Origin of the sequence: Mycobacterium sp., from assembly GCF_044223235.1 — a bacterium.
In the GTDB taxonomy this organism is placed as follows: Bacteria; Actinomycetota; Actinomycetes; order Mycobacteriales; family Mycobacteriaceae; genus Mycobacterium.
Map to the genome: position 1 here is coordinate 30,781 of NZ_JBGAME010000020.1, position 23,075 is coordinate 53,855.

The 23,075-nt window shown below is 67.0% G+C and carries 23 protein-coding genes; 11 read left to right on the plus strand and 12 right to left on the minus strand.

Annotated features, from left to right (window positions below; translation table 11 throughout):
* Positions 1 to 2 precede the first annotated feature (2 nt).
* The 4 genes from ADBZ6K_RS20115 to ADBZ6K_RS20130 all read left to right on the plus strand — a co-directional run bounded on the left by ADBZ6K_RS20115 (position 3) and on the right by ADBZ6K_RS20130 (position 6,296).
* Positions 3 to 254 (plus strand): hypothetical protein, encoded by a 252-nt coding sequence (locus ADBZ6K_RS20115; protein WP_526349934.1) that lies wholly within the window; start codon positions 3 to 5, stop codon positions 252 to 254.
* Complete coding sequence (locus tag ADBZ6K_RS20120) at positions 254 to 1,033, plus strand: hypothetical protein (protein ID WP_526349936.1); 780 nt, start codon at positions 254 to 256, stop codon at positions 1,031 to 1,033. Before ADBZ6K_RS20115 ends, ADBZ6K_RS20120 begins: the two co-directional genes overlap by 1 nt.
* Before the next feature lie 191 nt (positions 1,034 to 1,224).
* Complete coding sequence (locus ADBZ6K_RS20125) at positions 1,225 to 4,233, plus strand: ATP-binding protein (RefSeq protein WP_526350048.1); 3,009 nt, start codon at positions 1,225 to 1,227, stop codon at positions 4,231 to 4,233.
* Positions 4,230 to 6,296, plus strand: a complete 2,067-nt coding sequence (locus ADBZ6K_RS20130) for an FAD-dependent oxidoreductase (protein WP_526349938.1) — start codon at positions 4,230 to 4,232, stop codon at positions 6,294 to 6,296. The genes ADBZ6K_RS20125 and ADBZ6K_RS20130 overlap by 4 nt, the downstream gene beginning before the upstream one ends.
* Before the next feature lie 22 nt (positions 6,297 to 6,318).
* Here the strand turns inward: ADBZ6K_RS20130 and ADBZ6K_RS20135 are convergent, their stop codons facing one another.
* On the minus strand, positions 6,319 to 6,870 hold the full coding sequence (locus tag ADBZ6K_RS20135; protein WP_526349940.1) for a CGNR zinc finger domain-containing protein: 552 nt from the start codon (positions 6,868 to 6,870) through the stop codon (positions 6,319 to 6,321).
* A 78-nt stretch (positions 6,871 to 6,948) separates the two neighbouring features.
* Between ADBZ6K_RS20135 and ADBZ6K_RS20140 the strand changes: the two genes are divergently transcribed.
* From ADBZ6K_RS20140 to ADBZ6K_RS20150, 3 genes are read left to right on the plus strand one after another with little or no spacing between them, the layout of a single operon-like run.
* The gene (locus ADBZ6K_RS20140; RefSeq protein WP_526349942.1) at positions 6,949 to 7,977 is read left to right on the plus strand and encodes an EamA family transporter; all 1,029 of its coding nucleotides are present in this window, start codon (positions 6,949 to 6,951) and stop codon (positions 7,975 to 7,977) included.
* 60 nt (positions 7,978 to 8,037) lie between these two features.
* On the plus strand, positions 8,038 to 8,718 hold the full coding sequence (locus ADBZ6K_RS20145; protein WP_526350050.1) for a cutinase family protein: 681 nt from the start codon (positions 8,038 to 8,040) through the stop codon (positions 8,716 to 8,718).
* Between the two features lie 53 nt (positions 8,719 to 8,771).
* The gene (locus tag ADBZ6K_RS20150; protein ID WP_526349944.1) at positions 8,772 to 9,431 is read left to right on the plus strand and encodes a cutinase family protein; all 660 of its coding nucleotides are present in this window, start codon (positions 8,772 to 8,774) and stop codon (positions 9,429 to 9,431) included.
* Here the strand turns inward: ADBZ6K_RS20150 and ADBZ6K_RS20155 are convergent.
* Together ADBZ6K_RS20155 and ADBZ6K_RS20160 are read right to left on the minus strand one after the other, a co-directional pair.
* Positions 9,374 to 11,026: a B12-binding domain-containing radical SAM protein gene (locus ADBZ6K_RS20155; RefSeq protein WP_526349946.1), complete on the minus strand. Its 1,653-nt coding sequence runs from the start codon at positions 11,024 to 11,026 to the stop codon at positions 9,374 to 9,376. The two genes, ADBZ6K_RS20150 and ADBZ6K_RS20155, sit on opposite strands and share 58 nt — an antisense overlap.
* A gap of 25 nt (positions 11,027 to 11,051) precedes the next feature.
* Positions 11,052 to 11,750, minus strand: a complete 699-nt coding sequence (locus ADBZ6K_RS20160; RefSeq protein WP_526349948.1) for a hypothetical protein — start codon at positions 11,748 to 11,750, stop codon at positions 11,052 to 11,054.
* A gap of 279 nt (positions 11,751 to 12,029) precedes the next feature.
* On the opposite strand from ADBZ6K_RS20160, the gene ADBZ6K_RS20165 reads away from it, so the two are divergent.
* From ADBZ6K_RS20165 to ADBZ6K_RS20175, 3 genes are read left to right on the plus strand one after another with little or no spacing between them, the layout of a single operon-like run.
* A complete protein-coding gene (locus ADBZ6K_RS20165) occupies positions 12,030 to 12,872 on the plus strand; it encodes a GNAT family N-acetyltransferase (RefSeq protein WP_526349950.1) in 843 nt (280 codons plus the stop codon).
* A 26-nt stretch (positions 12,873 to 12,898) separates the two neighbouring features.
* Positions 12,899 to 13,918, plus strand: coding sequence for a methyltransferase (locus ADBZ6K_RS20170; RefSeq protein ID WP_526349952.1), 1,020 nt, complete (start codon positions 12,899 to 12,901; stop codon positions 13,916 to 13,918).
* Between the two features lie 9 nt (positions 13,919 to 13,927).
* On the plus strand, positions 13,928 to 14,956 hold the full coding sequence (locus ADBZ6K_RS20175; RefSeq protein WP_526349954.1) for a methyltransferase: 1,029 nt from the start codon (positions 13,928 to 13,930) through the stop codon (positions 14,954 to 14,956).
* 18 nt (positions 14,957 to 14,974) lie between these two features.
* Here ADBZ6K_RS20175 and ADBZ6K_RS20180 read toward each other — a convergent pair whose 3' ends face one another.
* Entirely contained in the window at positions 14,975 to 17,035 is a 2,061-nt protein-coding gene (locus ADBZ6K_RS20180; RefSeq protein WP_526349956.1) for a hypothetical protein, read from the minus strand.
* Between the two features lie 185 nt (positions 17,036 to 17,220).
* Here ADBZ6K_RS20180 and ADBZ6K_RS20185 point away from each other — a divergent pair, with 185 nt between their 5' ends.
* Positions 17,221 to 17,844, plus strand: coding sequence for a cutinase family protein (locus ADBZ6K_RS20185; RefSeq protein ID WP_526350052.1), 624 nt, complete (start codon positions 17,221 to 17,223; stop codon positions 17,842 to 17,844).
* Between the two features lie 18 nt (positions 17,845 to 17,862).
* Here ADBZ6K_RS20185 and truA read toward each other — a convergent pair whose 3' ends face one another.
* The 8 genes from truA to infA all read right to left on the minus strand — a co-directional run bounded on the left by truA (position 17,863) and on the right by infA (position 22,827).
* Positions 17,863 to 18,807, minus strand: a complete 945-nt coding sequence (truA, locus tag ADBZ6K_RS20190) for a tRNA pseudouridine(38-40) synthase TruA (protein WP_526349958.1) — start codon at positions 18,805 to 18,807, stop codon at positions 17,863 to 17,865.
* 16 nt (positions 18,808 to 18,823) lie between these two features.
* On the minus strand, positions 18,824 to 19,486 hold the full coding sequence (gene rplQ / locus ADBZ6K_RS20195; protein ID WP_526349960.1) for a 50S ribosomal protein L17: 663 nt from the start codon (positions 19,484 to 19,486) through the stop codon (positions 18,824 to 18,826).
* Between the two features lie 90 nt (positions 19,487 to 19,576).
* On the minus strand, positions 19,577 to 20,641 hold the full coding sequence (locus ADBZ6K_RS20200) for a DNA-directed RNA polymerase subunit alpha (RefSeq protein ID WP_526349962.1): 1,065 nt from the start codon (positions 20,639 to 20,641) through the stop codon (positions 19,577 to 19,579).
* A gap of 101 nt (positions 20,642 to 20,742) precedes the next feature.
* A complete protein-coding gene (rpsD, locus tag ADBZ6K_RS20205) occupies positions 20,743 to 21,348 on the minus strand; it encodes a 30S ribosomal protein S4 (RefSeq protein WP_526349964.1) in 606 nt (201 codons plus the stop codon).
* 27 nt (positions 21,349 to 21,375) lie between these two features.
* Positions 21,376 to 21,801 carry a 30S ribosomal protein S11 gene (gene rpsK / locus ADBZ6K_RS20210; RefSeq protein WP_526349966.1) on the minus strand — a complete coding sequence of 142 codons (426 nt, stop codon included), beginning with the start codon at positions 21,799 to 21,801 and terminating at the stop codon, positions 21,376 to 21,378.
* A gap of 3 nt (positions 21,802 to 21,804) precedes the next feature.
* Entirely contained in the window at positions 21,805 to 22,179 is a 375-nt protein-coding gene (gene rpsM / locus ADBZ6K_RS20215; RefSeq protein WP_526349968.1) for a 30S ribosomal protein S13, read from the minus strand.
* A gap of 176 nt (positions 22,180 to 22,355) precedes the next feature.
* Positions 22,356 to 22,469 (minus strand): 50S ribosomal protein L36, encoded by a 114-nt coding sequence (rpmJ, locus tag ADBZ6K_RS20220; protein ID WP_003879483.1) that lies wholly within the window; start codon positions 22,467 to 22,469, stop codon positions 22,356 to 22,358.
* A gap of 136 nt (positions 22,470 to 22,605) precedes the next feature.
* A complete protein-coding gene (gene infA, locus ADBZ6K_RS20225) occupies positions 22,606 to 22,827 on the minus strand; it encodes a translation initiation factor IF-1 (protein ID WP_003418601.1) in 222 nt (73 codons plus the stop codon).
* Positions 22,828 to 23,075: the final 248 nt, after the last annotated feature.

The following is a 23,075-nucleotide window of genomic DNA, read 5'->3' on the forward strand; positions in this document are numbered from 1 at the left end:
CGATGCCGGACGCCGTTGAGTTCCCGCCGAACTTCAAGGACACCGTCGAGGACACCCGCGACTTGGTCAACGCGCTGATCGACCGGATGGCCGCGGTCGCGGGCAACGCAGGCAAGAGATGGATCGACGGCTTCGAAAGAGCCGATGTCGAGGCGGTCGCGGAGGATATCGGCGCAAAGCTCAAGGATCAGATCATGGACGCGTGGAGCACTGCCGAGAAGAACGTCAAACCGTCCGCTGACGGAGTTAACTGATGGCAAATGAACCCGACCCCCCGGACCCACCGGACGTCATCGCGGCGCGCTACGCCGACGCTGCGAAGGGAAGCGTAACCGCGGCGGCGCGATTGGCGATGGACGTGTTCGACCAAGTCAACGGTCATCCGCCCGGAAGCTATGGCCCACACGACGCGATCACGTCGATCACCCGCCTCGCGGGTGCCGCACTCGCAGGAGGCATGTCACTCGCGCGGGTCGGATTGCAGGTGCAGTGGGATCGGCGTGTGCTCCTGGTCGCCGACAATATCGCCTCGATCGTCGGCAACGGCCTCGCCGATGCGCTGTCGGCCACCGGCAGCGCCGCGCAGGCGCTGAACGATGCTCCCAGGGACAGGCAGGTGTGGCTGGACACCGCCATCCGGCTCACCAATATCGGAATGTTGCGCGGTGCCGAGATCCTTGAAACCGCGGTGGCCGGACCTGGGGCGTACGCGAACCCGATCATCAAGCGGACATTCGCATTCCCGATGGAGGATCCCGCGGCCGAGGCGGCCCGACAGGGCATCGAAGCCAAGCTCGCGATCACGCGACTGGTCCGCACGTTGGATAACGCCGATATCAAGGCGCTCGCCACGTTTGATCCGCCGTCCTGCACACTGCGTGCCGATGAGCGCCAGTTCACTATCGTGCTCAATACAGCAGGCCTGCCCAGCGGGCTCTATGAGGGAGCTGTGAAGGCGACATACGGGGCACAAGAACCCCGCGAACTCCCGATCGCGATCGCCATCCCCGAGACAGACGACCCCGCTGAGTAATGAGTGTCGCCTCAGGGCCCCCGCGTATCGATGAACTGCTCGACCGAGCGTTTCAGGCGATCAACGAGGGTGACCGGGCGACGGCCAAAGTGCTTGCCGAACAGGTCCTGGAACTGGACGAGGGCAACGCCGACGCCGAGGATCTGCTTGCCGCCCCTATCGACCATGGTGAGATCCGCCGTCTGACCATCATGTTCGCCGATCTCGTCGATTCGACCGCCCTGTCGACCCGAACCGAGCCCGAGATTTACCGCACGGTGGTTGGTCGATACCGAGACGACGTCCTCGGGATCGTCGGTCGGTACGAAGGCCACATCATGTCCACGAAAGGCGATGGTCTGCTCGCCTTGTTCGGACACCCGCACGCCCATGAGGACGACGTCCGCCGAGCGGTGCAAGCAGGACTCGACATCACCCGCGCCGTAACAGATCTCAGCGAGCGGGTGCAGCGGCGTTACGGCTTCGGAGTCGACGTGCGGGTCGGCATCCACCGGGGCATGGTATACCTTGAAACGGCGCAGGACGATGTCTACGGCCTGGCGGCCAACCTCGCAGCCCGCGTATGCGGCATCGCGGAACCGGGCAGTGTGGCGGTGACCGAGGCAGTCGAGCGGCTGGTGCGTGGGCGTTTCGAGTTGGAGCCACGGCCACCGACATCAGTAAAGGGTGTCGACGCCCCGCTCTGCCACTTCCGCGTCACCGCGGAACACGATGCGCGACCGGCGCTCCTAAGCCCCTTGGTCAGCCGCAGCCGTGAACTGTCCTATATGGAGCAGAGCTGGCTGGCTGCCACCGATGGCCGGCTGCGAACTCCCGGTGTGTTGTTCAAGGGTGACGCGGGGATCGGCAAGAGCAGGCTGGCCTGGACGGCGGTCGCGATGGCGGAACGCTCGAACGCGGTCGTACTGCAGCTGATCGGTTCGCCATTCCACACGGACGTCGGCCTCCGGCCGGTGCGCAGACTGCTGGAGCGCCGGTGTGGCATCACCCGGGCGACCGAACCGAGCGAGCGGCTCCGCAGCCTCATCGGCGAGGTGGAGAGCTGCGGGTTGGACCGGACCAGCACCATCCCGTTGCTGGCACCGATCTGCGGTATCGAACCACGAACCGGTTACGAGCCGGTGGCAGTCGAGGGACGCAGATTATTTGATCTCATCTCCGGAGCCGTGCACCGCTACCTGCGCGCCTGCGTCCACGATCGACTCGCACTGGTCCTGGCGGAGGACCTGCACTGGTTCGACGAGGACACCCTCGAGGTTGTCGGGTCGCTGCTGACGTCCGAAACCGGGGGTCAACTGATGGTATTGATGACCAGCCGAAATAACGTACCCCTCCCTGAGGGAGCACCCGTCGAGGTCTTCGAACTGGCTCCGCTGAGCGTCGAGGATTCCGAACGTCTCATCACGGCGCTGTATCCAGCGGTCACCGAGGCTGAGAAGCACGCGATCAGGCGCCGCTGCGATGGCGTTCCCCTTTACATCGAGGAAGTCGTCGCGAAACTGAGGGACCAACCCTCGGACTCTTCGTCGACGGCAGGCGTCCCCGACACCCTGTACGAAGCTCTGTTCGTGCGCCTGCGTTCCAGCGAGAACTCGGTGAGAGTAGCCGAGGCCGCCGCCATCATAGGCAACCGTGTCGAGCGCAGTCTGCTGATATCGGCGGTCGATCTCCAGGAGGTGGAGGTCGATCACGCGCTTACGCAGTTGATAGGCAGCCGCGTACTCGAACCACTCGAGACCGATACCTGGCGCTTCAGGCACGACCTGCTGCGCGAAGTGGCCGCCGAACTGTCACCGCCGACACTGCGCCGCGAACTGCACAGCCGAATCGCCGACAGCCTGCTCGCGGCGGCAGCCGAGGGAAATCCCGATTGGCCGCTGATCGCACACCATTGCGGGCACGCGCAACGGTACGGCGAGGCTGCGATGGCCTACGGTCACACCTCCGCCAATGCCGCGCAGCGCGGGGCTCTGGGAGAGGCCCGCAATTATCTGACGCATGCCATCGAGAACACCGGGCGTGCCGCGCCGGGACCGCACCGTAATCGCACGGAAATCGCGTTTCGACTGAGGCGGGCACTGCTCGCGCAAGCCGCAGAAGGCGTCGCGAGCGTCACCGCAGCCGAGGACTTCGAGAATTGTCTTCAGTTGTGCAGCAACGATTTGCAGGATGATGACCTGTTCTCGACACTGATGTCACTCTATCCGTACTACACCATGCGCGCCGACCTCGAGCGTGCGGAACGACTGGTCCGCTCGATTCGGGCGAGCCTGACCGGATCGCGGCAGCGCTTTTTGCCCATCAACGAGTTCGCGCTCGGCATGCTTGCCTGGTATCGCGGCGAGTTTGCTTATGCGCGAACCAAACTGCATCAGGCCGAGCACAATCTGACAGAGGATGCCGCCCGCGAACTCGCGGACATGCTCTTCATGCCCAACGACCCGGCGGCGGGACTGTACACCCATCGCGCCCTTATGTGCTGTATCGACGGTGACCTGCCAGGGGCCGAGGCCGAACTCAAATCCGCGCGTCAACGCTGTGCGCGGGTGGCGTTCCCGCAGGGGGCATTCAGCCATGCGTACACGTTGCAGATCGAGGTTCTGATCCGGCTGGAGGCCGGTCAGTTCACTCGCGCGGGCACCGTCGCCGACCACCTTGCCGGCCTTGGTGAGCAGCATGGGTTCGACTCGTGGGTGCTGGCCGGCACCGCACAACGCGCAACCGCGGACGCGGCCTTCGCATTGGCGAGGTTCGACGGTGATGCGGCCACATTGCAGCCACACATCGCGACTCTCACGGCGTTCGTCGACGCCTGGCGCATGCTAGGGGTGATCTCACTGCTCACCTTCTACGACGCGTTGCTGGCCCGGTTGCTGACCTCAGCCGGTGAGCTTACCGGCGCCCGGGAGCGTATACAGATCGCGCTTGACTTGGCCGATGAAACGGGGATGCACTTCTATGACGCCGAGTTGCACCGGCTGCGCGCTCGAACAACCGACGATGCTGGCGAACGTCACGCCGATCTGGTCGCGGCGACGGAGTTGGCCAGCCGACAGCACGCCCAGGTGTTCGAATTGCGCGCCGCGCTGGACAGATTCGCGACCGAGTCAGACCGCCAGGTACTCGCCGGCGCGGTGGAACTGTTCCCGACCCACTGCGCGTGGCCCGAGGTGACGCGCGCACGGAAGCTGCTCGGGTGAGGCAGCCGGGGGGAAAGGTCGCGATCCTCGGAGGTGGGATGGCGGGATTGAGCGCTGCCTGGCGCTTGAGCGAGTCGGGATGGCGTGATCGATTCGAGTCGATCACGGTGTACCAACGCGGCTGGAGACTGGGCGGCAAGGCCGCCTCCAGCCGCGGCGATAACGGCCGTATCGAGGAACACGGTCTGCACATCTGGCTCGGCTCGTACGAGAATGCGTTCGCGCTGTTGCGCGAGTGCTATGCCGAACTCGACAGGCCGACAACTGATCCGGGTTGCCCTATTCCCGGTTGGCGTGACGCGCTACACCCGGCCAAGAACCCGGGGCTGGCCGAGCGGTTCGGAGACGATTGGCTGAGCTGGTTGGGCACCCACCCACGGGACGACGGCCTTCCCGGCGAACCGGGCGCTTCGGGCCGTGAGCTCACAGTGGTGTCGTTCGTCGAGCGTGCACTTCGATTGCTGGTCGCCTATTTCGATTCGCTGCGTGACGGCCAAGCCACCGGGATTTCGCGCACGTTCCCGAACCGGTCTCAGACGCGGTTGCCGTCGGGTTTCGGCACCGCACTCGGCGCCATACTCGCGGCCCTCGCGGCCGCAGCAGACCCCGATGTCGCCGATGACTCGGCCACCGCGCTTTTGGACGATGTGATGATCGCTGTGCGCAACGGGATTGACTATGAGAGGCAGCCCAGTCACCGGCGCGGCTGGCTACTGCTGTCGCTGCTGGTCGCCGCCGTAAGGGGCATTTTGGCCGACCACCTGGTGACCCATCCTCGAGGGTTCCGGGCGATCAACGATGAAGAGTTCGGCGACTGGGTGCTGCGCCATGGGGGACACCCCGACGTGCTCGACTCGGCGATGGTGCGGGGGCTGTACGACCTGATGTTCGGATACGCGCAGGGTGATCCCGACCGGCCTTCGGTAGCCGCGGGCCAGATGGTCTTCCTGATCGCTCAGGTCCTCTTCGGGTACCGCGGCGCGTTGTTCTGGAAGATGACCGCAGGCATGGGCGACGTGGTGATCGCTCCGCTGTACCAGGCGCTACGCCGACGCGGCGTCGAATTCGAGTTCTTCCACAGGCTCGACGCTCTGCACCTGGATTCCCGGCGGCACGCGATCGACACGATTACCCTCGGCCGCCAGGCCAACCTGGCTGACGGTGTCGAGCAATACGAGCCACTCACCCTGGTGAAGGGGCTGCCGGTATTCCCGACCAGTCCATTGGGTGACCAGCTGCAGGTCGGCTCGCTGGTGACCGATTTCGAATCGCACTTCTGCACACGCCGCGATGTCGAGATCAGAACCTTGCGGTTGGGCGCCGACTTTGATCACGTCATTCTCGCGGTATCGATGGGCATGATCCCGACGGTCGCCGCCGAACTCACGGCGGACCGGCCCGAATGGTGGGAGATGTCAAGGCGGGTTCGGACCGTCGCCACCCACGCGTTCCAACTATGGCTTCGTCCAACGGAACCCGACCTCGGCTGGCATTACCCCGGCGCGACGATCAGCGCATATCTGCACCCTTTCGAGACGTGGGCGTCTATGCCGCAGACACTGTGGGCTGAAGACTGGCCGCCGGGCGAGGTACCGGGGACTGCAGCCTACTTCTGCGGATCCCTGGACGCGCCGTGGCCCACTACCGAGCCATCACATGAATACGTGAGCCGGTACCGCGATCGGACGTACGCCGCCGCGGCCAATCACGTCGAATGCAATCTCCAGCTCTATCTACCAAAGGCGTTCACCAACAAGGGATTTAACTGGCATATCGTTCACGGCGCCCGAGGCAAAAAGGGCGTCGAGGCGATGGCCACCCAGCATGTGTCCGTGAACCTCGATCCCTCTGACCGCTATGTGCAGTCGGTACCCGGCTCGGACAAGTATCGACTCCGGCCGGATGAAAGCGGTTACCACAACCTCGTTCTGGCCGGGGACTGGACGGACTGTGGCATGAATGCCGGTTGCATCGAGGCGGCGGTGATGTCTGGACTACAAGCCGCGAACGCGTTGTTGGGCCGCGGCCGATTCCATCGCATCAGGGGCTATTGGCTGCCGTAGGCGCAGCCCCTGCCAGGGGTTACTACCCGCGGGAGCGACGTTCCCGATACGCCGCCACATGCTGACGGTTCCCGCAGTTGCCCGTATCGCAGAACATCCGCGACCGGTTTCGCGACAGATCGATGAGAACCGCCTCACAGTCGGGTGCCGCACAGACCTTCAGCCGTCGCAGCTCCCCGGCACGGATAAGGTCAGCCAGGGCCATCGCCATCTCGGCGCCCATCCGCTGCCACAGCGGATCGTGAATGGACGCGAGGTGCAGGTGCCAATCGGGCATCTCGGGATGCCGGGTCAGCCATGGTGCGGCCCTCGTGTCGGCGAGCAACGCGTTGACCTGGCCGACGACCCTGTCCTCGTCGTCGGCGGTGGCCCAGACCTTGCCGAGGCGCTCGCGCAGCCGGCGGACGGACTCCAGCTCCGCCTCGTCGCGGTCGCGTCGCCCCGTCCACCCGAAACCGCGCAGATACGCGTCCAGCGAATCGTGGTCGCCAAGCTGCTCGCCGTCCACCCGATCGGTGTTGACCAGCACACAGGCGGCCCGCAATGTGAGATCCGTGTCATGAGTAAAAATCATTTGACTCATGACTCCTCTCCGGGTTAGCGTCACGACCAAAGCGGATTTTACTCATTACATCTCCCGGGGAGGTTAAGCATGAAAGCGATGGCGCCCGCCGTCGACCAGTTCCGGCTCGGTCTGCTGTTCGCGATCGGCTCGGCCTTCACGTTCGGCATGTCGGGGCCCCTGGCGAAGGCGCTGATGGAGGCGGGTTGGAGCCCGACGGCCGCGGTCACCGCCCGCCTCGCAGGAGGTGCCGTCGTGATGGTCATCGTCGCCACGGTCATCAAGCCTGACTGGATCTTCGACGCAATGCATCACCACCGAACCGTCGTGGTCTACGGACTGGTGCCGATAGCGGGCGCCCAGTTGTGCTACTACAACGCCGTCGCCCACCTGTCCGTCGGGGTGGCGCTGCTGCTGGAATACACCGCTCCGGTGCTGGTCGTCGGCTGGCTGTGGGCGACCACCAGGCGTAAGCCGGCCAACCTGACCCTTGGCGGCGTCGCCTTGGCCATCGCCGGCATCATGCTCGTGCTCAACGTCTTCTCCGGGGCGCAGATCAATGCCGTCGGGGTGGCGTGGGCGCTGGCGGCTGCCGTCTGCGCGGCATGCTACTTCATGATGTCCGACAAGGTCGCAGCCGACGGTACTGGTCTCAACCCGCTCACCCTGGCCACCGCAGGCCTGGTCGTCGGCACCGTCGCGGTGGGTGCCCTCGGTGCCACCAACGTGATGCCGCTGACGTTCACCAGCCACGATGCCGTCGTCGCGGGGTGGACGACATCGTGGTTGGTGCCGGTCATCGCCCTCGCGCTGATACCCACGGCGATCGCCTACACCCTGGGCATCATGGGAATCGCCAGACTGCGCCCGCGGTTTGCGTCGCTGGTCGGGCTGTCGGAGGTGCTGTTCGCCGTGGTCACGGCGTGGCTGATGCTCGGTCAGGCGATCACGTTCACACAGGCGGTCGGCGGCGCCGTGGTGCTGCTCGGTCTCGCGCTGGCCCGCCAGGGCGAGGTCGTCCAGAACTCCGAGGCGGACCGCACGACCGAGAAGCTGACCACGACGATGTGGCCGGACGGCGGCCCGATCGAGGAGCTCTCGACCTGCCCTCGGCCGTGACCGCGGGCAGTCCGGCCAGGAGGCGATCGACCGCTGAGCCGGTAGCATCGTCGGGTGGGCATCGATCTTGATCTCGGACCTCTGCGACGCCGGATCGCAGGGATCGCGATTGCCGCGCCGGCCGCTTCGGTGCTGGCGCTGGCCCCGGTTGGCGCAGGGCCGGGCACCGGACCGCCATCGGCGCACGCGGATGCCTGCCCCGACGTCGAGGTCGTGTTCGCCCGCGGCACCGACCAGCCGGCCGGTGTCGGGCGGGTCGGGCAAGCCTTCGTCGACTCGCTGCGCGGACGGATCGGGGGCCGGTCGCTCGGCGTGTACGCAGTCAACTACCCGGCCACGCACGACTTCCTCGCCGCTGCCAACGGCGCCAACGACGCCAGCGCCCACATCCAGTACATGATGGCCAACTGCCCGAACACCCGGTTGGTGCTCGGCGGCTACTCGCAGGGCGCGGCGATCATCGACGTGGTCACCTCGGTGCCGTTCCCCGCAGTCGGTTTCGACAATCCCCTGCCGCCCAACGCGCCCGATTTCATCGCCGCGGTCGCGGTGTTCGGAAACCCCACGGCCAAGGTCGGCCTGCCGCTCACGGTCAGCCCGGTGTACGGATCGCGCGCCATCGATCTGTGCACGGCGAACGATCCGGTGTGCTCAAGCGGCGACGATGTCGCGGCACACAGCAATTACGGCGCCAACGGCCTCACCGACCAGGCAGCGGCATTCGTTGCCGGTCGGCTCTAACGGCCCATGCTCGAATTCGGTTCCACTCGCGCGGATATGTGAGTATTACCGCCATGCGCGAACGTCACGCAGTCACCGCGGTACTGACCGGACTGGCCACGGTGCTGACCTCAGCAGCTCTGGTGCCGGCACCCACCGCGAGGGCTCAGGCCTGCCCCGACGTCGAGGTGATCTTCGCCCGCGGGACCAGCGAACCTCCCGGTATCGGACGAGTCGGCCAGGCGCTCGTGGACCAGCTCAGGCCGCAGTTGGGCGGCCGCTCCGTGAGTGCCTACGGCGTCAACTACCCGGCGACCTACGACTTCCGTACCGCCGCCGACGGCGCATACGACGCCTCCGCGCGCGTGGCCTCCATGGCCCAGCAATGCCCGGGGACGCGGCTCGTGCTCGGCGGCTACTCCCAGGGCGCCGCGATCGTTGACATGCTGGTCGGAGTGCCGCCGCTCGGCGACCGGGTCGGCGAGTACGGGTCGGCGCCGCCCCTGCCCGGAGGCGTGGCGGGCAATGTCGCCGCGGTCGCCGTGTTCGGCAACCCGGCCCGGAAGTTCGGCAACCCGGTGTCGAATGCCGGCTCCTACGCGGGCAGATCGATCGACCTGTGCGCCAACGGCGACCCGATCTGTTCTGACGGCCGCAATCCGTTCGCGCACTCCAGCTATGAGAGAACCGACCTGGTGGCCCAGGCGGCCGGCTTCGTCGCTCGGCGGGTCTGACCCACCGGGCCGACGTCGACCCCGAGCGCGCCGAGCGCATGTTCGCAGGCGTAGCGGCGGCGTCGCGCCTCTGATTCGTCCGGGAAGTCCACCGATACCATCCCCAACCGATCGATCAGCTTCTCGATCCGCAGGTTGGCTTGCGCGCTGAGCGTCGGCGCCAGCGGCATCTCGTAGAGACCCTGCCAAAGGTTGTGCACGGCGCCGTCATTCGCCCACCGGACGTCGCGAAGGGTCTCGCGGCGCAGGGTGTTCGCGGTGGCGCGGTCCATTCCGACGTGGCTCCATTCGGCATCGGGATCGTCGGGGTCGCTGACAACCAGCCCCGCATGCTCCGCATCGGCCCACACCGGCATGGTTTCGTCGGACAGTGAGAACACGTTGAGCGTGAAGCGGCCGGCGTACTCCTCCACCAGAAACCGCCGGGTCGAGTCGAAGTCGGTCGGGAATTCGCCGGGGTATCCGACCATGAAGGACACCCGGTAGTCGATGCCGCTTGCGGACAACAGGTCGAAGGCGGTCCGGTTGGCGGTCGCCGATACCTGCTTGTTCATCAGCGACAGTGAGCGGTCGCTCATCGACTCGAAGCCAAGGGCCAGTGACGAACACCCCGACGCCTCCAGCCTGGCCACCATATCGGGACCGGTCAGGGCGTTCGCACGACTGTAGGCCTCCCAGCCGATGTCGAGCCTCTCCAACATGGGCAGCAACCGACGCAGCCGCGCAGGGGGCACCGTGAACGTCGAGTCGAGGGCCTTGATGTAGCGCGTCCCGTTGCGATCGCGGTAACGCGTGAAATCGTCGCGGATCTTCTCCGCGGATTTGTACCGCCATTTCGGCGACGCCGCGGGAAATGAGCAGAAGCGGCAACTGAACGGGCAGCCGCGCATCGACTCGTAGGGAACGACCGGCGCATCCCCCGCCACCGTCGGCGACGGCTCGAGTTCCAGGTCTGAATACTCTAGGCCGGTTTGCCGTACGGCCCCCGACGAGTCGTCGCGCAGCGCCAGATTGGGCACAGCGGACATATCGGTGCCCTTGTCGAGGGCGTTGAGCAGAGCGGGCAATGCCACCTCGGCGTCGCCGAGCACCACCGCCGTGACGCTCGGGTGCTTCGCCAGAATCTGCCGGTACTTCAAATTGCTGTACTGGCCGCCGAGGATAATCCGCACGGAAGGGAAGTACTCTTCGATCCACCGGATGGCGCGGGCCAGCGATAGCCGCTCCCAGATGAACGTCGTCGAGAGCAGGACCGCGTCGAATGGCCCGTCCGGCTCCTGCAGCGTCCCGCGCCACAGCTCGTCCGTCGCCCTGGTGACGAAGTCGACGTCGGCGTGACGCAGGATCGACTCCAGCGTCAGCGTGGTGAGATGGGGAATCGGCCGCCAGTACGGGCCGGGCGGACAGTCGAAGAGCCCGTTGGCACTCCCCCTGAACGGCCTCAGGAGCGGATAGTCCCCACCGGGGCTTCTTACCTGGAACCTGGACAGGTCATCCTGCGGAGGAACGCGCACGTTGGCGTCGAACACCGAGCCGGTGAGCAGCTCCGCTGCGCTGATGGTCGGCCCGAGGCCCGCCAGCAGCAGAACGCGCATCAGGTGCCGCCGGCCCGCGCCGCCGTCAGTAGTGGTAGCAGGAGTGGTAGCAGTGGATCGCGCCGCACCACGTCGTCGCCGTCGGGCCGGACTGCCCGTCTGTTTCCCGAGCCACCGGTTTGATCCGCCACGTTGTCTCGACAGAGTTCTCGCCCGGCCGGTTCACCGTTTCGATGAGCCTGCAGTGCAGCGCCCGCCGAGGCTTGTCGCATGTCTCCATCAGCTCCTGCTCCTCGGCGATCCCGAGCTGATGGCGGATCAAGCGCACCCCGAAACGGTCGATCTTGCCTCGGGCGCGCAGCCGCTCGGCAACCCCGGCGAGGACGGCCTCGTCGTCGCCACCGATCGGTGACGTCGGGCCGAAGTCCGCGGGGCCTGCGAACTCCATCCCGACCAGGCCGACGCCGTCGCTGACATCCTTGTCGAACCGCACGGCGGTGGCCTGCAATCCCGTCGGGGAGTACGCCGCCCGGTCGATCAGGGTGGTGTGGGTCTGCGGCGGCGAGGCGATGGCGCGTTCGACGAACACCTCACCGGGTTCCGGCAGAAAGTGCTTGTGCAGCAACCACAGTGCAAATCGCTGCCAGGCATCTGTCGCCACCAGATAATCGCCGAGCTCGTTGAGACAATCTCGGTCGTCGTCGGTCAGCACACCGACATCGGTGGCGTCCATGTCCTTCAGTTCGGCGTAGTCGTGCACTCCGTGATCGCGCATGGTCAGCATGGGAGTCTCCTGTCGCTCAGGAAATGCCCTCAACGTGGGCTTTAGGTAGCGAGAAAGTACCTCCGCCAGCCCCATGCACGCGGGATTTTCACGCAATCTTGACCTTGATTTCACCCGCCACTTTCCTGCACAGATTGCGAACGCAAAGGGTGCGCGGACATGGCGTTCCTCCGCAGCGCAACCCCACTTACCAACAGTGGGCAGAAACGCGGCCCGGCGGGGCATTATCGAGGACGAATGCGATAGCGGTCAGGCCTGTCAGCGAAACGGGAGCCGGTCATGGAGGTGCGGCTGCACGCCACCGTCGAGGATTTCCGCAAGGTCGCTGTCGACCTGTACCGGCGCGATCCGGTCCTGGCGACGGTGGAGCTGATGGTTCTGCGCGGCCGGATCGTCGACAGCAATCCGGCGCTGCTCGTCACCGTGTGGGACGGCGGGGCGGCTGTCGGCGCCGCGTTTCAGACGTTGCGCTCCCCGCTCCTGTGCGGCGGCCTTCCCGAGGACACGGTCGGGACCGTCGCTGCCAAGGTCGCCCGGGTCCGGCCGGATCTCACCGGCGCGCACGGGCCCCGGGACATCACGACGCTGTTCGCGGCGCAGTGGCACGCGGCCACCGGGGAGGTCGGCACGGTCGGCACCCGGGAGCGGCTGCACCGGCTCGGCGAACTCCGCCCGCCGGCGACGGTCACGGGCGCGATCCGGCCCGCCGAACCCGGCGACGAGCCGTTGCTCGCCCACTGGCTGCACGGGTTTCGCGCCGACGCCCTCGGCGTGAGGATCGACCCGACCGCGCACCGTGTCCGCACGGCGACGGAGCCTCCCGACCAGTTCCTGATCTGGACGGACGAAAGCCGGCCGGTGAGCATGGTGGGTGTTCGCCGACCCACGGCCGGTGTCTCGCGGATCGGCCCCCTCTACACCCCGCCCGAGCGGCGCGGCCACGGCTACGGCTCGGCGGCCACGTGCGCGGCCGCACAGTGGGCGCTGCGGGCCGGCGCCCGGGACGCGGTGCTGTTCACCGATCTGACCAATCCCGTGGTCAATGCGATGTACCCGCGCATCGGCTTCGTGCCGGTACGCGATTTCTCCCGGATCGACTTCTCGAAGCACGCCCGGGCATGAGGCGCCAGGCTGGCTACTCTGGTCCGATGGGTGCCCGGGGCCGGCTGGGGCGGCTGGTGTTCGGCGCCATGGCCGCCGAGGCAGTTTTCACGGCGGTGCGGCTGCGGATCGCCGATCTCATCGGTGACGAACAGCGCGACGGGACGCAGCTCGCCGCCGAGACCGGCACCGACGTAGCAGCGCTCACCCGGCTGTTGCGTGCGCTGGCCGCGCTCGACCTGATGTCCGAACCCGCACCCGCGCAGTTCCGCCTGACGCAGACAGGCCAATTGCTGCGGTCCGACCACCCGGAGTCCATGCACGCCTTCGTCCGCACCTTCGGCGATCCGACCGTGCTGAGGGCGTGGCGTGAACTCGGCACCGCGGTCCGGACCGGTGAGAGCACCTACGACACGGCGAACGGCACCAGCCTTTTCGAGTACCTGGCAGCCAATCCCGAAGTGTCGCAACTGTTCACCGCAACGATGCGGCAGGGTACGGTTCTGACCGGGCAGGAACTGGTGCGCACCTACGACATCGATCCGGTGCGCACCGTAGCGGACGTCGGCGGCGGCGATGGCACGCTACTGGCTGCTTTGTTGAAGGCACATCCGCACCTGCGCGGCATCCTGTTCGACACCGCCGACGGCCTCACCGGCGCCGATCGCGCACTCGGCGACGCCGGCGTCGCCGGCCGGTGTGTGATCCGGGTCGGTGACTTCTTCGCGGGCGCCCCAGAAGGGGCCGACCTCTACGTGCTCAAGAGCGTGCTGCGCGGCTGGGACGACGACCGGGCAGGCACGATCCTGGGCCACATCCGCGCCGTCATTCCCGACGACGGCAGGCTGCTCGTGATCGAGCCGGTGCTCCCCGACGTCGCCGACGGATCGCTGCAGGCCACGGTATATCTCGGCGACCTGAACCTGTTGGTGAGCGCGGGCAGGCGGCTGCGGTCCCTGTCCGACTACGAGCGCCTGTGCGAGCGGACCGGTTTCACGCTGCGGACCGTGACCCGATTGCCCCTCCCTTTCCACTTCTCGGTCCTGGAGGCGGCGCCGGCGCAGTAACCTGGGCCGATGGCGGGCGCCGGAGCACGCGGGCGGGTCGGCGCCCTGGTCTTCGGCGCCATGGCCGCCGAAGTCGTCTTCACCGCCGCGCGGCTGGGAATCGCCGATCTCATCGGGGACGCGCAGCGCACCGGGGCGCAGCTCGCCGCGGACATCGGCGCCGACGAAGCGGCGCTCACCCGGCTGCTGCGCACACTTGCCGCACTCGGCCTGCTGTCCGAACCCGCGCCCGCACGGTTCCGGCTGACGGAGACCGGACATCTGCTGCGCACCGACCATCCCGAATCGATGCACGCGTTCGTGTGCATGTTCGGCGACCCGGCGATGTTGGCCGGATGGCACGAGCTCGACGCGGCGATCCGCAGCGGCCGGGCCAGCTTCGACGCGGTCTACGGCACAAGCTTCTTCGACTACCTCTCGGCGAATCCCCAACTGTCGGAACTGTTCAACGCCGCAATGCGACAGGGCACCGTACCTGCCGCCCGCCAACTGCTCAGCAGCTACGACGTCTCGCCGTTCCACACCGTCGCCGACATCGGCGGAGGCGACGGCACACTGCTGGCCGCACTGCTACAGGCACATCCGCACCTGCGCGGCATCCTGTACGACACCGCTGACGGCCTTGCCCGCGCCGATCGCACACTCGGCGATGCGGGTGTGGTCGACCGGTGCGAATGCCGAGCCGGAGATTTCCTGGCGGGCGCCCCGGAAGGCGCCGACCTCTACATGGTCAAGAGCGTGCTGCAGGACTGGGACGACGCCAGGGCAGGCACGATCCTCGCCCACATCCGCGCTGTCATCCCCGACGACGGACGGCTGCTCATCATCGAACCGATACTGCCCGACATCGTCGACGGATCACTGCCCCCCACGATGTACCTCGGCGACCTGAACATGCTCGTCAACACGGGCGGACGGCAGCGCACCCGAGCGGAACTCGAGCGGCTTTGCGACAGTGCGGGTTTCGCGGTGAACAGGGTTTTCGCCCTGCCACCCCCGGTGGCGATTTCGGTCCTGGAGGTGCTGGCGCGCCGATAGCGGATTCCGCCCCGACGGTCACCGCATCCTGGTGGCGATCACGACCTTGCCCGACGAGTCGACCTCGACCCCCAACAGTTCGGGATGGTGGATCACGCTGTGCCGCAGCGCCTCGAGGTGTCCGTGATCGCTGTCCCCGCCGCGTACCGCGCTGCAGAACAGGATGAGCATCCCGCCGGGGCGTGCCGCGCCGACCGCCGCGCCGACATGGTCGGGGGTCAGGGCGGCTTCCGGCGTTGAGGCGATCGAGGCATCGGCGACGATCAGGTCGAACACGCCGGGATGTGACGCGAGAGTCGTTGCGGCGTCCGCGGTGTCGATACGCACGTAGGCGGGCCACCGTTCGCTGCGCGCCGCCCCGCTCGGCGCACCGTCGACCTGCACCGACACGATGCCGACGTCCGTGCGCGCGCCGAGGCCCGTGACCAGCCACGCCGTCCCGAGGCCGACACCCGTTCCGATCTCCAGAATCCGTGCACCCGAAGGTAGGTGGGCAGCCTGGAGAGCCAGCAGTCGGCCTACGCCGTCGTCACAGAGCCGCACGGCCCCGTCGCATACCGCCCGGCGTTTGGCGCGTGCGACGGGCGCGGGGACGCGGGTCAGCAGGGCGAAGAGCGCATCGCTTGCATGATCGACCATCTCGCCGATGGCCGCGTCGTGGTCACCCGACGCACCGAGCCGATACCCGTCGGACGACGCCGCCAGCAGGCAGGTCTCGACGGCCGAGCGGATCTGCGGATAGCCGTCGGCCAGTCCGGTGTCCGCAACTCCCGCAACGGCGTCGTCCAGGATCGTGAGCTGATGCCGATCGTCGAGGCCGAGCAGGACGGCGCGCGTGATGGCCACGTCCCGCCCGGCGAGGGTGGACAGTTCGTCTCGCACGGTCTGCGGGCACGGCGTGGTCTCGGCCAGCATCCGTTCGATCCTGCCGGTCTCCCGCTGATACAGGTCGAGGGCCAGGTGCAGCGTGGCGCCGTCGGGCGCGGGATCGGGTTGCAGCGTGTCCAGCTGCGAGCACAGCCAGTCGGCCAGCCCCTGCGCGACGGGGCCAAGGGTGTTCCAGCACGACGCCTGGTCCCGCAGACTGCGGCCGAGGAAGCGGGCACGCGCCAGCGCACGGCGGCTTTCCAGCATGCCGGACAGCGGGCCGTAGTCGGCTTCCAGCTGCGGTGCCCTGCGCTCGGCCACGACGGCCAGCAACGCCATGTGGACGTAGACGTGGAATGCCGCGAGCACTCGCCAGGCGTGCCAGCGGTTGGCGCCCGCGAGCATGGATGGGTTCCAGGGAACCACGACGGGGCGCTCGACGTATCTGCCCTCCGATGGCGCCAGGGTGTCCCCGCCGAGCAGGTCGTACAGCTTGAGGTGAGTCGATTCGTGCAGCAGGTGTTCGGCCACCCACCACGGGCTGCCGAGATTGTCGTTGAGGACGAGCATCCCCCCGAGGTCGGGGCGTGAACTCGACCCGAAGGAGGCTCGTGAGGCGGGCACACAGGCGACGACGCGGGCGTGATGTAATGCGCTGGGCGCCAACGACGGCAGCAGCTCTTCGAGCAGTCGCGCACCCGACCACAGCAACTCGACCGTGGCGGCGGCCGGGGTCGTCGGCAGCATTCGGTACCGGGAGCTGAGCAGCTCCCTGAAGGCGTGCCCGTACGAGTCCGCCGCGTGTTCGTCCCGCCAGATCCACGGCTGACAGCCGTCGGGACCCAGCGGCACCAACGAGCCGTCCTGCAGTGGGGTGTCGGTGCCGCCGCTTCGGACGTAGTGCGCGGCGGCGGTGAAGACCGCCGCGCAGTCGGCCACCGGCAGCAGCCGCGGCCCGCGAGGTACCCGGGACGTCAACTGCTTGTGCGCGTGGTCGATCGCCGATCGCAGTGTCGTCTCCCCTAGCAGCCGATGATGGTCACCGGGGGCGCACCCGATGGCGTCGAGGAGTCCGGCTGCCGACGCCAGCTCGGGCGAAAGCTGTTCGAGTTGCCCGAGGAGGTACTCGCGTCTGACGTCGAGGATGTGCGCGTCGTCTCCGAACGGTTGCTCGCGGGCCATCGCCTGCTCCACCGTCGCACACATCTCCATCGGCGTCCCTTCGACGCGGGGCTGCTCGAGGCGGGTGGAGCCGGCAACACCCGGCCGCCCCTCGATATCAGTAAAGACGAGGTTCGCTGGCCCGGTGCCGCGATGCGCGAGACTGGTGCAGAGGGCAGCCGCTTGGCGCTGCCGTTAGCATCGGTGCCATGCGGGTCCCGAGGGTGATCGCCGCGATGGCGGCGGTGGTGTTTGGCACTGCACTCATGACGGTGGCTGCGCCGAATGCAGCTGCCGCGCCGTGTCCGGACGCGGAGGTGGTCTTCGCCCGCGGCCGCCTGGAATCCGCGGGCGCAGGTCAGATCGGCAACGCGTTCGCCTCGGCGCTGCGCGCCAAGACCGGCAAGAACATCGGCCTGTACGCGGTGAACTACCCCGCCGATACCGAGGTGGACGAAGGCGCCAACGATATGAGCCGGCACATTCAGGCCATGGTCGCCCAATGCCCCGGCACCCGACTGGTGGTGGGCGGCTACTCGTTGGGTGCCGCCGTGGCCGACGTGGTGCTGGCGGTACCCATCCGCGCCTTTGGATTCAGTCGGCCACTGCCGTCCGGCACCGACCAACACATCGCCGCGGTGGCCCTGTTCGGCAACGGATTCCAGTGGGTCGGGCCGATCACCACCTTCAGCCCGCTCTACCAGGACCGGACCATCGAGTTGTGTCACGGCGACGACCCGATCTGCAACCCGACCAACCCCAGAAACTGGCAGGACTATTGGCCAGACCACTTGGCCCCGGCCTACATTCGGGCTGGCATGGTCAATCAGGCCGTCGACTTCGTCGCGGGCAGAATCTAGTCCTAATCTTGTCCCGGTCTAGTCGGTGACCCGCAGGTCCCTGGTTACCAAGGTGCGGGCGGCGAGCTGGTCGTCGGGGGGATAGTCGACACCGACCAGCGTCAGGCCGCGGGCCGGCGCCGCAGCGAAGTCACTCGACCTTTGCGTCAGATCGAGCAGCCCAGCGATCCAATCGGCTCCGCGCTTGCCCTCACCGACGGCGAGCAGCGCACCCACGAGCGACCGGACCATGTTCCAGCAGAAGGCATCGGCGGTGACGTGGGCGGTGATCAGGTCGCCCTCGCGCGACCAGTCGAGGCGCTGCATCTCCCGAATGGTGGTGGCACCGGCGCGGAACCGGCAGAACGCCGCGAAGTCACGTAACCCGAGCAACTCGCGGGAGGCCGCGTTGACCGAGTCGATGTCGAGCTCACGCGGCCACGGCGTGACATACCGTGCCAGCTCGGGCGCGACCCCGAACGGGGCGACGGACAGCCGGTAGCGGTAGTGCCTTCGCAGCGCCGAGAATCGTGCATCGAAACCCTCTGGTGCGCGGGCAATTCCGAACACCCGGATGTCGGGCGGCAGGAATCTGGCGAGACGACGGACGAGCGGCAGGAACTCGGGATCGGTTCCGCCGGTGTGCGGATAGGTCAGGTGCCCGCGCACGGGAGGAGCGATATGGCGCCCGCGCACGCGAGGAGCGATATGGGGCAGCGCCCCGACGGGGATGTCGACGTGAGCTACCTGACCGGTGGCGTGCACACCCGTGTCGGTGCGGCCGGCCCCGGCCGCACGGACGACCACCGGTGCCCGGAACACCGTCGACAGCGCCTTGTCGAGCACCCCGGCCACGGTCCGCTGTTCGGCCTGTGTCGCCCAGCCCGCGAAATCCGTTCCGTCATAGCCGATATCGAGCCGAAGGCGAACCACCGGAGTCGGCGAGAAACGAGCATGCCCGCCATCGTCGACGACGGCGGGCATGCTCGGTGTCTCGTGACTAGGACTTGGCCTCGTCGGCCTTGTCCTCGTCTGCGTCGGTGCTGTCTTCGACAGCACCGGACTCGGCGGTCTGGGCATCCCCGATCGCCGCGTCTTCGACCTCCGCGTCGGCGACCGTCTCCGGAGCATCCTCAACCACGGCATCCTCAACCACGGCTTCCTCGACCGGAGCGTCCTCGACCAAGGCATCCTCGACCGGAGCGTCCTCGGCAACCGGCGCGGCAGCGGCGGGCGCCGCAGCGGCCTGCGATGCGGCCGCCCGCCTTGCGCGGTTGGCCACCCCGGTTGCTTCCGACGTCACCGTCTTCTCCCGCACCAGCTCGATGACCGCCATCGGCGCGTTGTCGCCCTTACGGTTCTCGACCTTGATGATGCGGGTGTAACCGCCATTGCGGTCGGCGAAGAACGGCCCGATCTCGGCGAACAGGGTGTGCACCACATCCTTGTCGCGGATCTTCTTCATCACCTCACGCCGGTTGTGCAGCGCACCCTTCTTGGCGTGGGTGATCAACTTCTCCGCGTACGGCCGCAGCGCCCGGGCCTTGGGCTCGGTCGTCTTGATCCGGCCGTGCTCGAACAGCGACGTGGCCAGGTTGGCCAGGATCGCCTTCTGGTGTGAGGACGACCCGCCGAGGCGAGGGCCCTTGGTGGGCTTGGGCATTGCGACTTATCTCCTTGTGGGGCCGGCCCCCGTATCAGGTAGGGCCGGGACGGATTCGGGCGGGCGAAGCTGGGGTGGGAATGTGCCCTGTTAGAGCTGTTCGGTTTCGGCGTAGTCCTGGTCGGTGTCAGCGTCGTAGCCCGAGTCGTAGCCGGCATCGCTGTTCCAGGTGCCGGTGGCGACGTCGTAGCCGGCGACCTCGGACGGATCGAACGTGGCCGGGCTGTCCTTGAGGGAGAGACCCAGCTGATGCAGCTTGATCTTGACCTCGTCGATGGACTTCTGGCCGAAGTTGCGGATGTCCAGCAGATCGGACTCCGTGCGGGCGACGAGCTCGCCCACCGTGTGCACACCCTCGCGCTTGAGGCAGTTGTACGAGCGCACCGTCAGGTCCAGGTCGTCGATCGGCAGCGCGAAGCTGGCGATGTGATCGGCCTCGGCCGGCGACGGCCCGATCTCGATGCCCTCGGCCTCGATGTTGAGTTCCCGTGCCAGACCGAACAATTCGACCAGCGTCTTACCGGCAGACGCCAGAGCGTCGCGCGGGCTGATCGAATTCTTGGTCTCGACGTCGAGGATCAGCTTGTCGAAGTCGGTGCGCTGCTCGACGCGGGTGGCCTCCACCTTATAGGTGACCTTGAGCACGGGTGAGTAGATGGAATCGATCGGGATGCGGCCGATCTCGGCGCCCGAGGCCTTGTTCTGCACGGCCGGCACGTAGCCGCGACCCCGCTCGACGACGAGTTCGACCTCGAGCTTGCCCTTCTCGTTGAGGGTGGCGATGTGCATGTCGGCGTTGTGCACCGTCACGCCGGCGGGCGGAACGATGTCGCCCGCGGTGACCTCACCCGGACCCTGCTTGCGCAGGTACATGGTGACCGGTTCGTCCTCCTCGGAGGACACCACCAGCGCCTTGAGGTTCAGGATGATGTCGGTGACATCCTCCTTGACCCCCGGCACGGTGGTGAACTCGTGCAGCACGCCGTCGATGCGGATGCTGGTGACCGCCGCGCCCGGAATGGACGACAGCAGGGTGCGCCGCAGTGAGTTGCCAAGGGTGTAGCCGAATCCGGGCTCGAGCGGTTCGATGACGAACCGGGAGCGGTTCTCGGCAACAACCTCTTCGGACAGCATGGGTCGCTGAGAAATGAGCATGTGTTCTTATCCTCCTTCACGGCACCCGCTATTTGATGCCGCGTTGATCCCCCGCGCGCGGGAGATACTCCCGAACCGCCATCCGGACGGCCGGGAGAGCCTTACTTCGAGTACAGCTCGACGATCAGCTGCTCGGTGAGCGGGATGACGATCTGGGCCCGCTCGGGCAGCTGGTGCACGAGGATCCGCTGGCGTTCGCCGACGACCTGCAGCCAGGCCGGGATCGGACGGTCACCCGCGGTCTCGCGCGCGATGATGAACGGGTCGGTGTTCAGCGACTTGTCCTTGACGTCGATGATGTCGTACTGCGACACCCGGTAGCTCGGGATGTCGACCTTGACGCCGTTGACGGTGAAGTGACCGTGGCTGACCAGCTGACGGGCCATCCGACGGGTACGCGCCAGGCCGGCGCGGTACACGACGTTGTCAAGCCGGCTTTCCAGGATGCGCAGCAGGTTGTCGCCGGTCTTGCCGGGCTGGCGCACGGCCTCGTCGTAGTAGCGACGGAATTGCTTCTCCAGCACGCCGTAGGTGAAGCGCGCCTTTTGCTTCTCCTGCAGCTGCTGGCGGTACTCGCTGTCCTTGACGCGCGCGCGGCCGTGCTGGCCGGGCGGGTAGGGACGCTTCTCGAAGGACTGATCGCCGCCGACCAGGTCGACGCCGAGGCGGCGCGACTTGCGGGTCGCAGGTCCGGTGTAACGAGCCATCTTGTCTGTCTCCTCTTCCCTAGCCGACTAGACCCGACGGCGCTTGGGCGGACGGCAGCCGTTGTGCGGTTGCGGGGTGACGTCGGAAATCGCGCCGACCTCGAGGCCGGCGGCCTGCAGGGAGCGGATTGCGGTCTCGCGGCCCGAACCCGGGCCCTTGACGAACACGTCGACCTTCTTCACACCGTGCTCCTGGGCCTTGCGGGCCGCGTTCTCGGCGGCCAGCTGCGCGGCGAACGGGGTCGACTTGCGCGAGCCCTTGAAGCCGACGTGGCCCGAAGACGCCCAGGCGATGACGTTGCCCTGCGGATCGGTGATCGACACGATGGTGTTGTTGAACGTGCTCTTGATGTGCGCTGCGCCGTGCGGAACATTCTTCTTTTCCCGGCGCCGCGTCTTCTGGGCCTTCTGCCCCTTCTTGGCGGTGGCAGCGGTCGCTTTCTTCGGTGGCATCGGTTACCTGGCCTTCTTCTTGCCGGCGATGGTGCGCTTCGGACCCTTCCGGGTGCGCGCGTTGGTCTTGGTCCGCTGGCCACGCACCGGCAGACCGCGGCGGTGCCGCAGGCCCTGGTAGCAGCCGATCTCGATCTTGCGGCGGATGTCGGCCTGCACCTCGCGGCGCAGGTCGCCCTCCACCTTCAAGTTCGCCTCGATGTAGTCGCGCAGATGGGTCACCTGATCGTCGGTCAGGTCCTTGGTGCGCAGGTCCCGGTCGATGCCGGTGGCCGCCAGGATCTCCTGGGAGCGGGTACGGCCGATGCCGTAGATGTAGGTCAGCGCGATCTCCATGCGCTTGTCGCGCGGAAGATCAACGCCCACTAGACGTGCCACAGTGGTGTGTTCTTTCTCTATGCGGAGGTCTGTTCCCAGTCCGTTCCCCACCTCTTGCAGGGGGTCCGGCCTCCGTGCCGGACGTGTTGGGGTGGCCTATCCACCCGATGGACCTGGGAGGTCTGCATTCAGTTGTTGCGTGCCGACTGTCGGCCAGGTCCTTTCGGACGCCCTGGCTAACCCTGTCTCTGCTTGTGGCGGGGATCGGAGCAGATCACCATGACCCGCCCATGCCGGCGGATCACCCTGCACTTATCGCAGATGGGCTTGACGCTCGGGTTCACCTTCACGGCTTACTCGATCCTTCTGTGTTCGGGTGTGCGGTGTTCGGGCGTGACTCGCGCAGGCGCTCGTCACATAGTTGTTGCGGGTGTCGCTGTGTTTGCGTTCTTCTGGGTGCGCTGGTCGATGACTTGCGCGGGCTCGTCACTTGTAGCGGTAAACGATGCGGCCCCGGGACAGATCGTAGGGCGACAACTCCACCACGACACGGTCCTCGGGCAGGATGCGGATGTAGTGCTGCCGCATCTTGCCGCTGATGTGGGCAAGCACCTTGTGACCGTTCTCCAACTCAATGCGGAACATCGCATTGGGCAGGGGCTCGACCACGCGGCCCTCGACCTCGATGGCACCGTCTTTCTTGGCCATACTGTTCGGAGATCCTCCGTGTCTTTCTGGGTCCTTCTAGTTGTTTCGGCGCCTTCACGATTCGTCGTGCGGACGGCGAATCAGCGTCATCGCCGCTCGTGACGGCGATTTCCGCGACGGCACAGCTTTCGCTCCGACTACACAACGTGAGCGCGAAGTCGGAAATTCCGTGAAGTTCCAGGCAGGGCACACAGGAGTCGGCGCGGGGGCCGCACCGTTGGTCAATAGTACTCGCTTGGCGGCGTGCC

Bases quoted from the DNA above. Each gene is read 5' to 3' on its own strand.
- infA (WP_003418601.1), bottom strand. From the start codon at position 22,827: ATGGCCAAGAAAGACGGTGCCATCGAGGTCGAGGGCCGCGTGGTCGAG.
- ADBZ6K_RS20175 (WP_526349954.1), top strand. From the start codon at position 13,928: ATGGCGGGCGCCGGAGCACGCGGGCGGGTCGGCGCCCTGGTCTTCGGC.
- ADBZ6K_RS20155 (WP_526349946.1), bottom strand. From the start codon at position 11,026: ATGCGCGTTCTGCTGCTGGCGGGCCTCGGGCCGACCATCAGCGCAGCG.
- ADBZ6K_RS20165 (WP_526349950.1), top strand. From the start codon at position 12,030: ATGGAGGTGCGGCTGCACGCCACCGTCGAGGATTTCCGCAAGGTCGCT.
- rpsD (WP_526349964.1), bottom strand. From the start codon at position 21,348: ATGGCTCGTTACACCGGACCTGCGACCCGCAAGTCGCGCCGCCTCGGC.
- ADBZ6K_RS20120 (WP_526349936.1), top strand. From the start codon at position 254: ATGGCAAATGAACCCGACCCCCCGGACCCACCGGACGTCATCGCGGCG.
- ADBZ6K_RS20140 (WP_526349942.1), top strand. From the start codon at position 6,949: ATGAAAGCGATGGCGCCCGCCGTCGACCAGTTCCGGCTCGGTCTGCTG.
- ADBZ6K_RS20170 (WP_526349952.1), top strand. From the start codon at position 12,899: ATGGGTGCCCGGGGCCGGCTGGGGCGGCTGGTGTTCGGCGCCATGGCC.
- ADBZ6K_RS20125 (WP_526350048.1), top strand. From the start codon at position 1,225: ATGTTCGCCGATCTCGTCGATTCGACCGCCCTGTCGACCCGAACCGAG.
- rplQ (WP_526349960.1), bottom strand. From the start codon at position 19,486: ATGCCCAAGCCCACCAAGGGCCCTCGCCTCGGCGGGTCGTCCTCACAC.
- ADBZ6K_RS20200 (WP_526349962.1), bottom strand. From the start codon at position 20,641: ATGCTCATTTCTCAGCGACCCATGCTGTCCGAAGAGGTTGTTGCCGAG.
- ADBZ6K_RS20180 (WP_526349956.1), bottom strand. From the start codon at position 17,035: ATGGAGATGTGTGCGACGGTGGAGCAGGCGATGGCCCGCGAGCAACCG.
- rpsK (WP_526349966.1), bottom strand. From the start codon at position 21,801: ATGCCACCGAAGAAAGCGACCGCTGCCACCGCCAAGAAGGGGCAGAAG.
- ADBZ6K_RS20160 (WP_526349948.1), bottom strand. From the start codon at position 11,750: ATGCTGACCATGCGCGATCACGGAGTGCACGACTACGCCGAACTGAAG.
- ADBZ6K_RS20115 (WP_526349934.1), top strand. From the start codon at position 3: ATGCCGGACGCCGTTGAGTTCCCGCCGAACTTCAAGGACACCGTCGAG.
- ADBZ6K_RS20135 (WP_526349940.1), bottom strand. From the start codon at position 6,870: ATGATTTTTACTCATGACACGGATCTCACATTGCGGGCCGCCTGTGTG.
- truA (WP_526349958.1), bottom strand. From the start codon at position 18,807: ATGCCCGCCGTCGTCGACGATGGCGGGCATGCTCGTTTCTCGCCGACT.
- ADBZ6K_RS20150 (WP_526349944.1), top strand. From the start codon at position 8,772: ATGCGCGAACGTCACGCAGTCACCGCGGTACTGACCGGACTGGCCACG.
- ADBZ6K_RS20185 (WP_526350052.1), top strand. From the start codon at position 17,221: ATGGCGGCGGTGGTGTTTGGCACTGCACTCATGACGGTGGCTGCGCCG.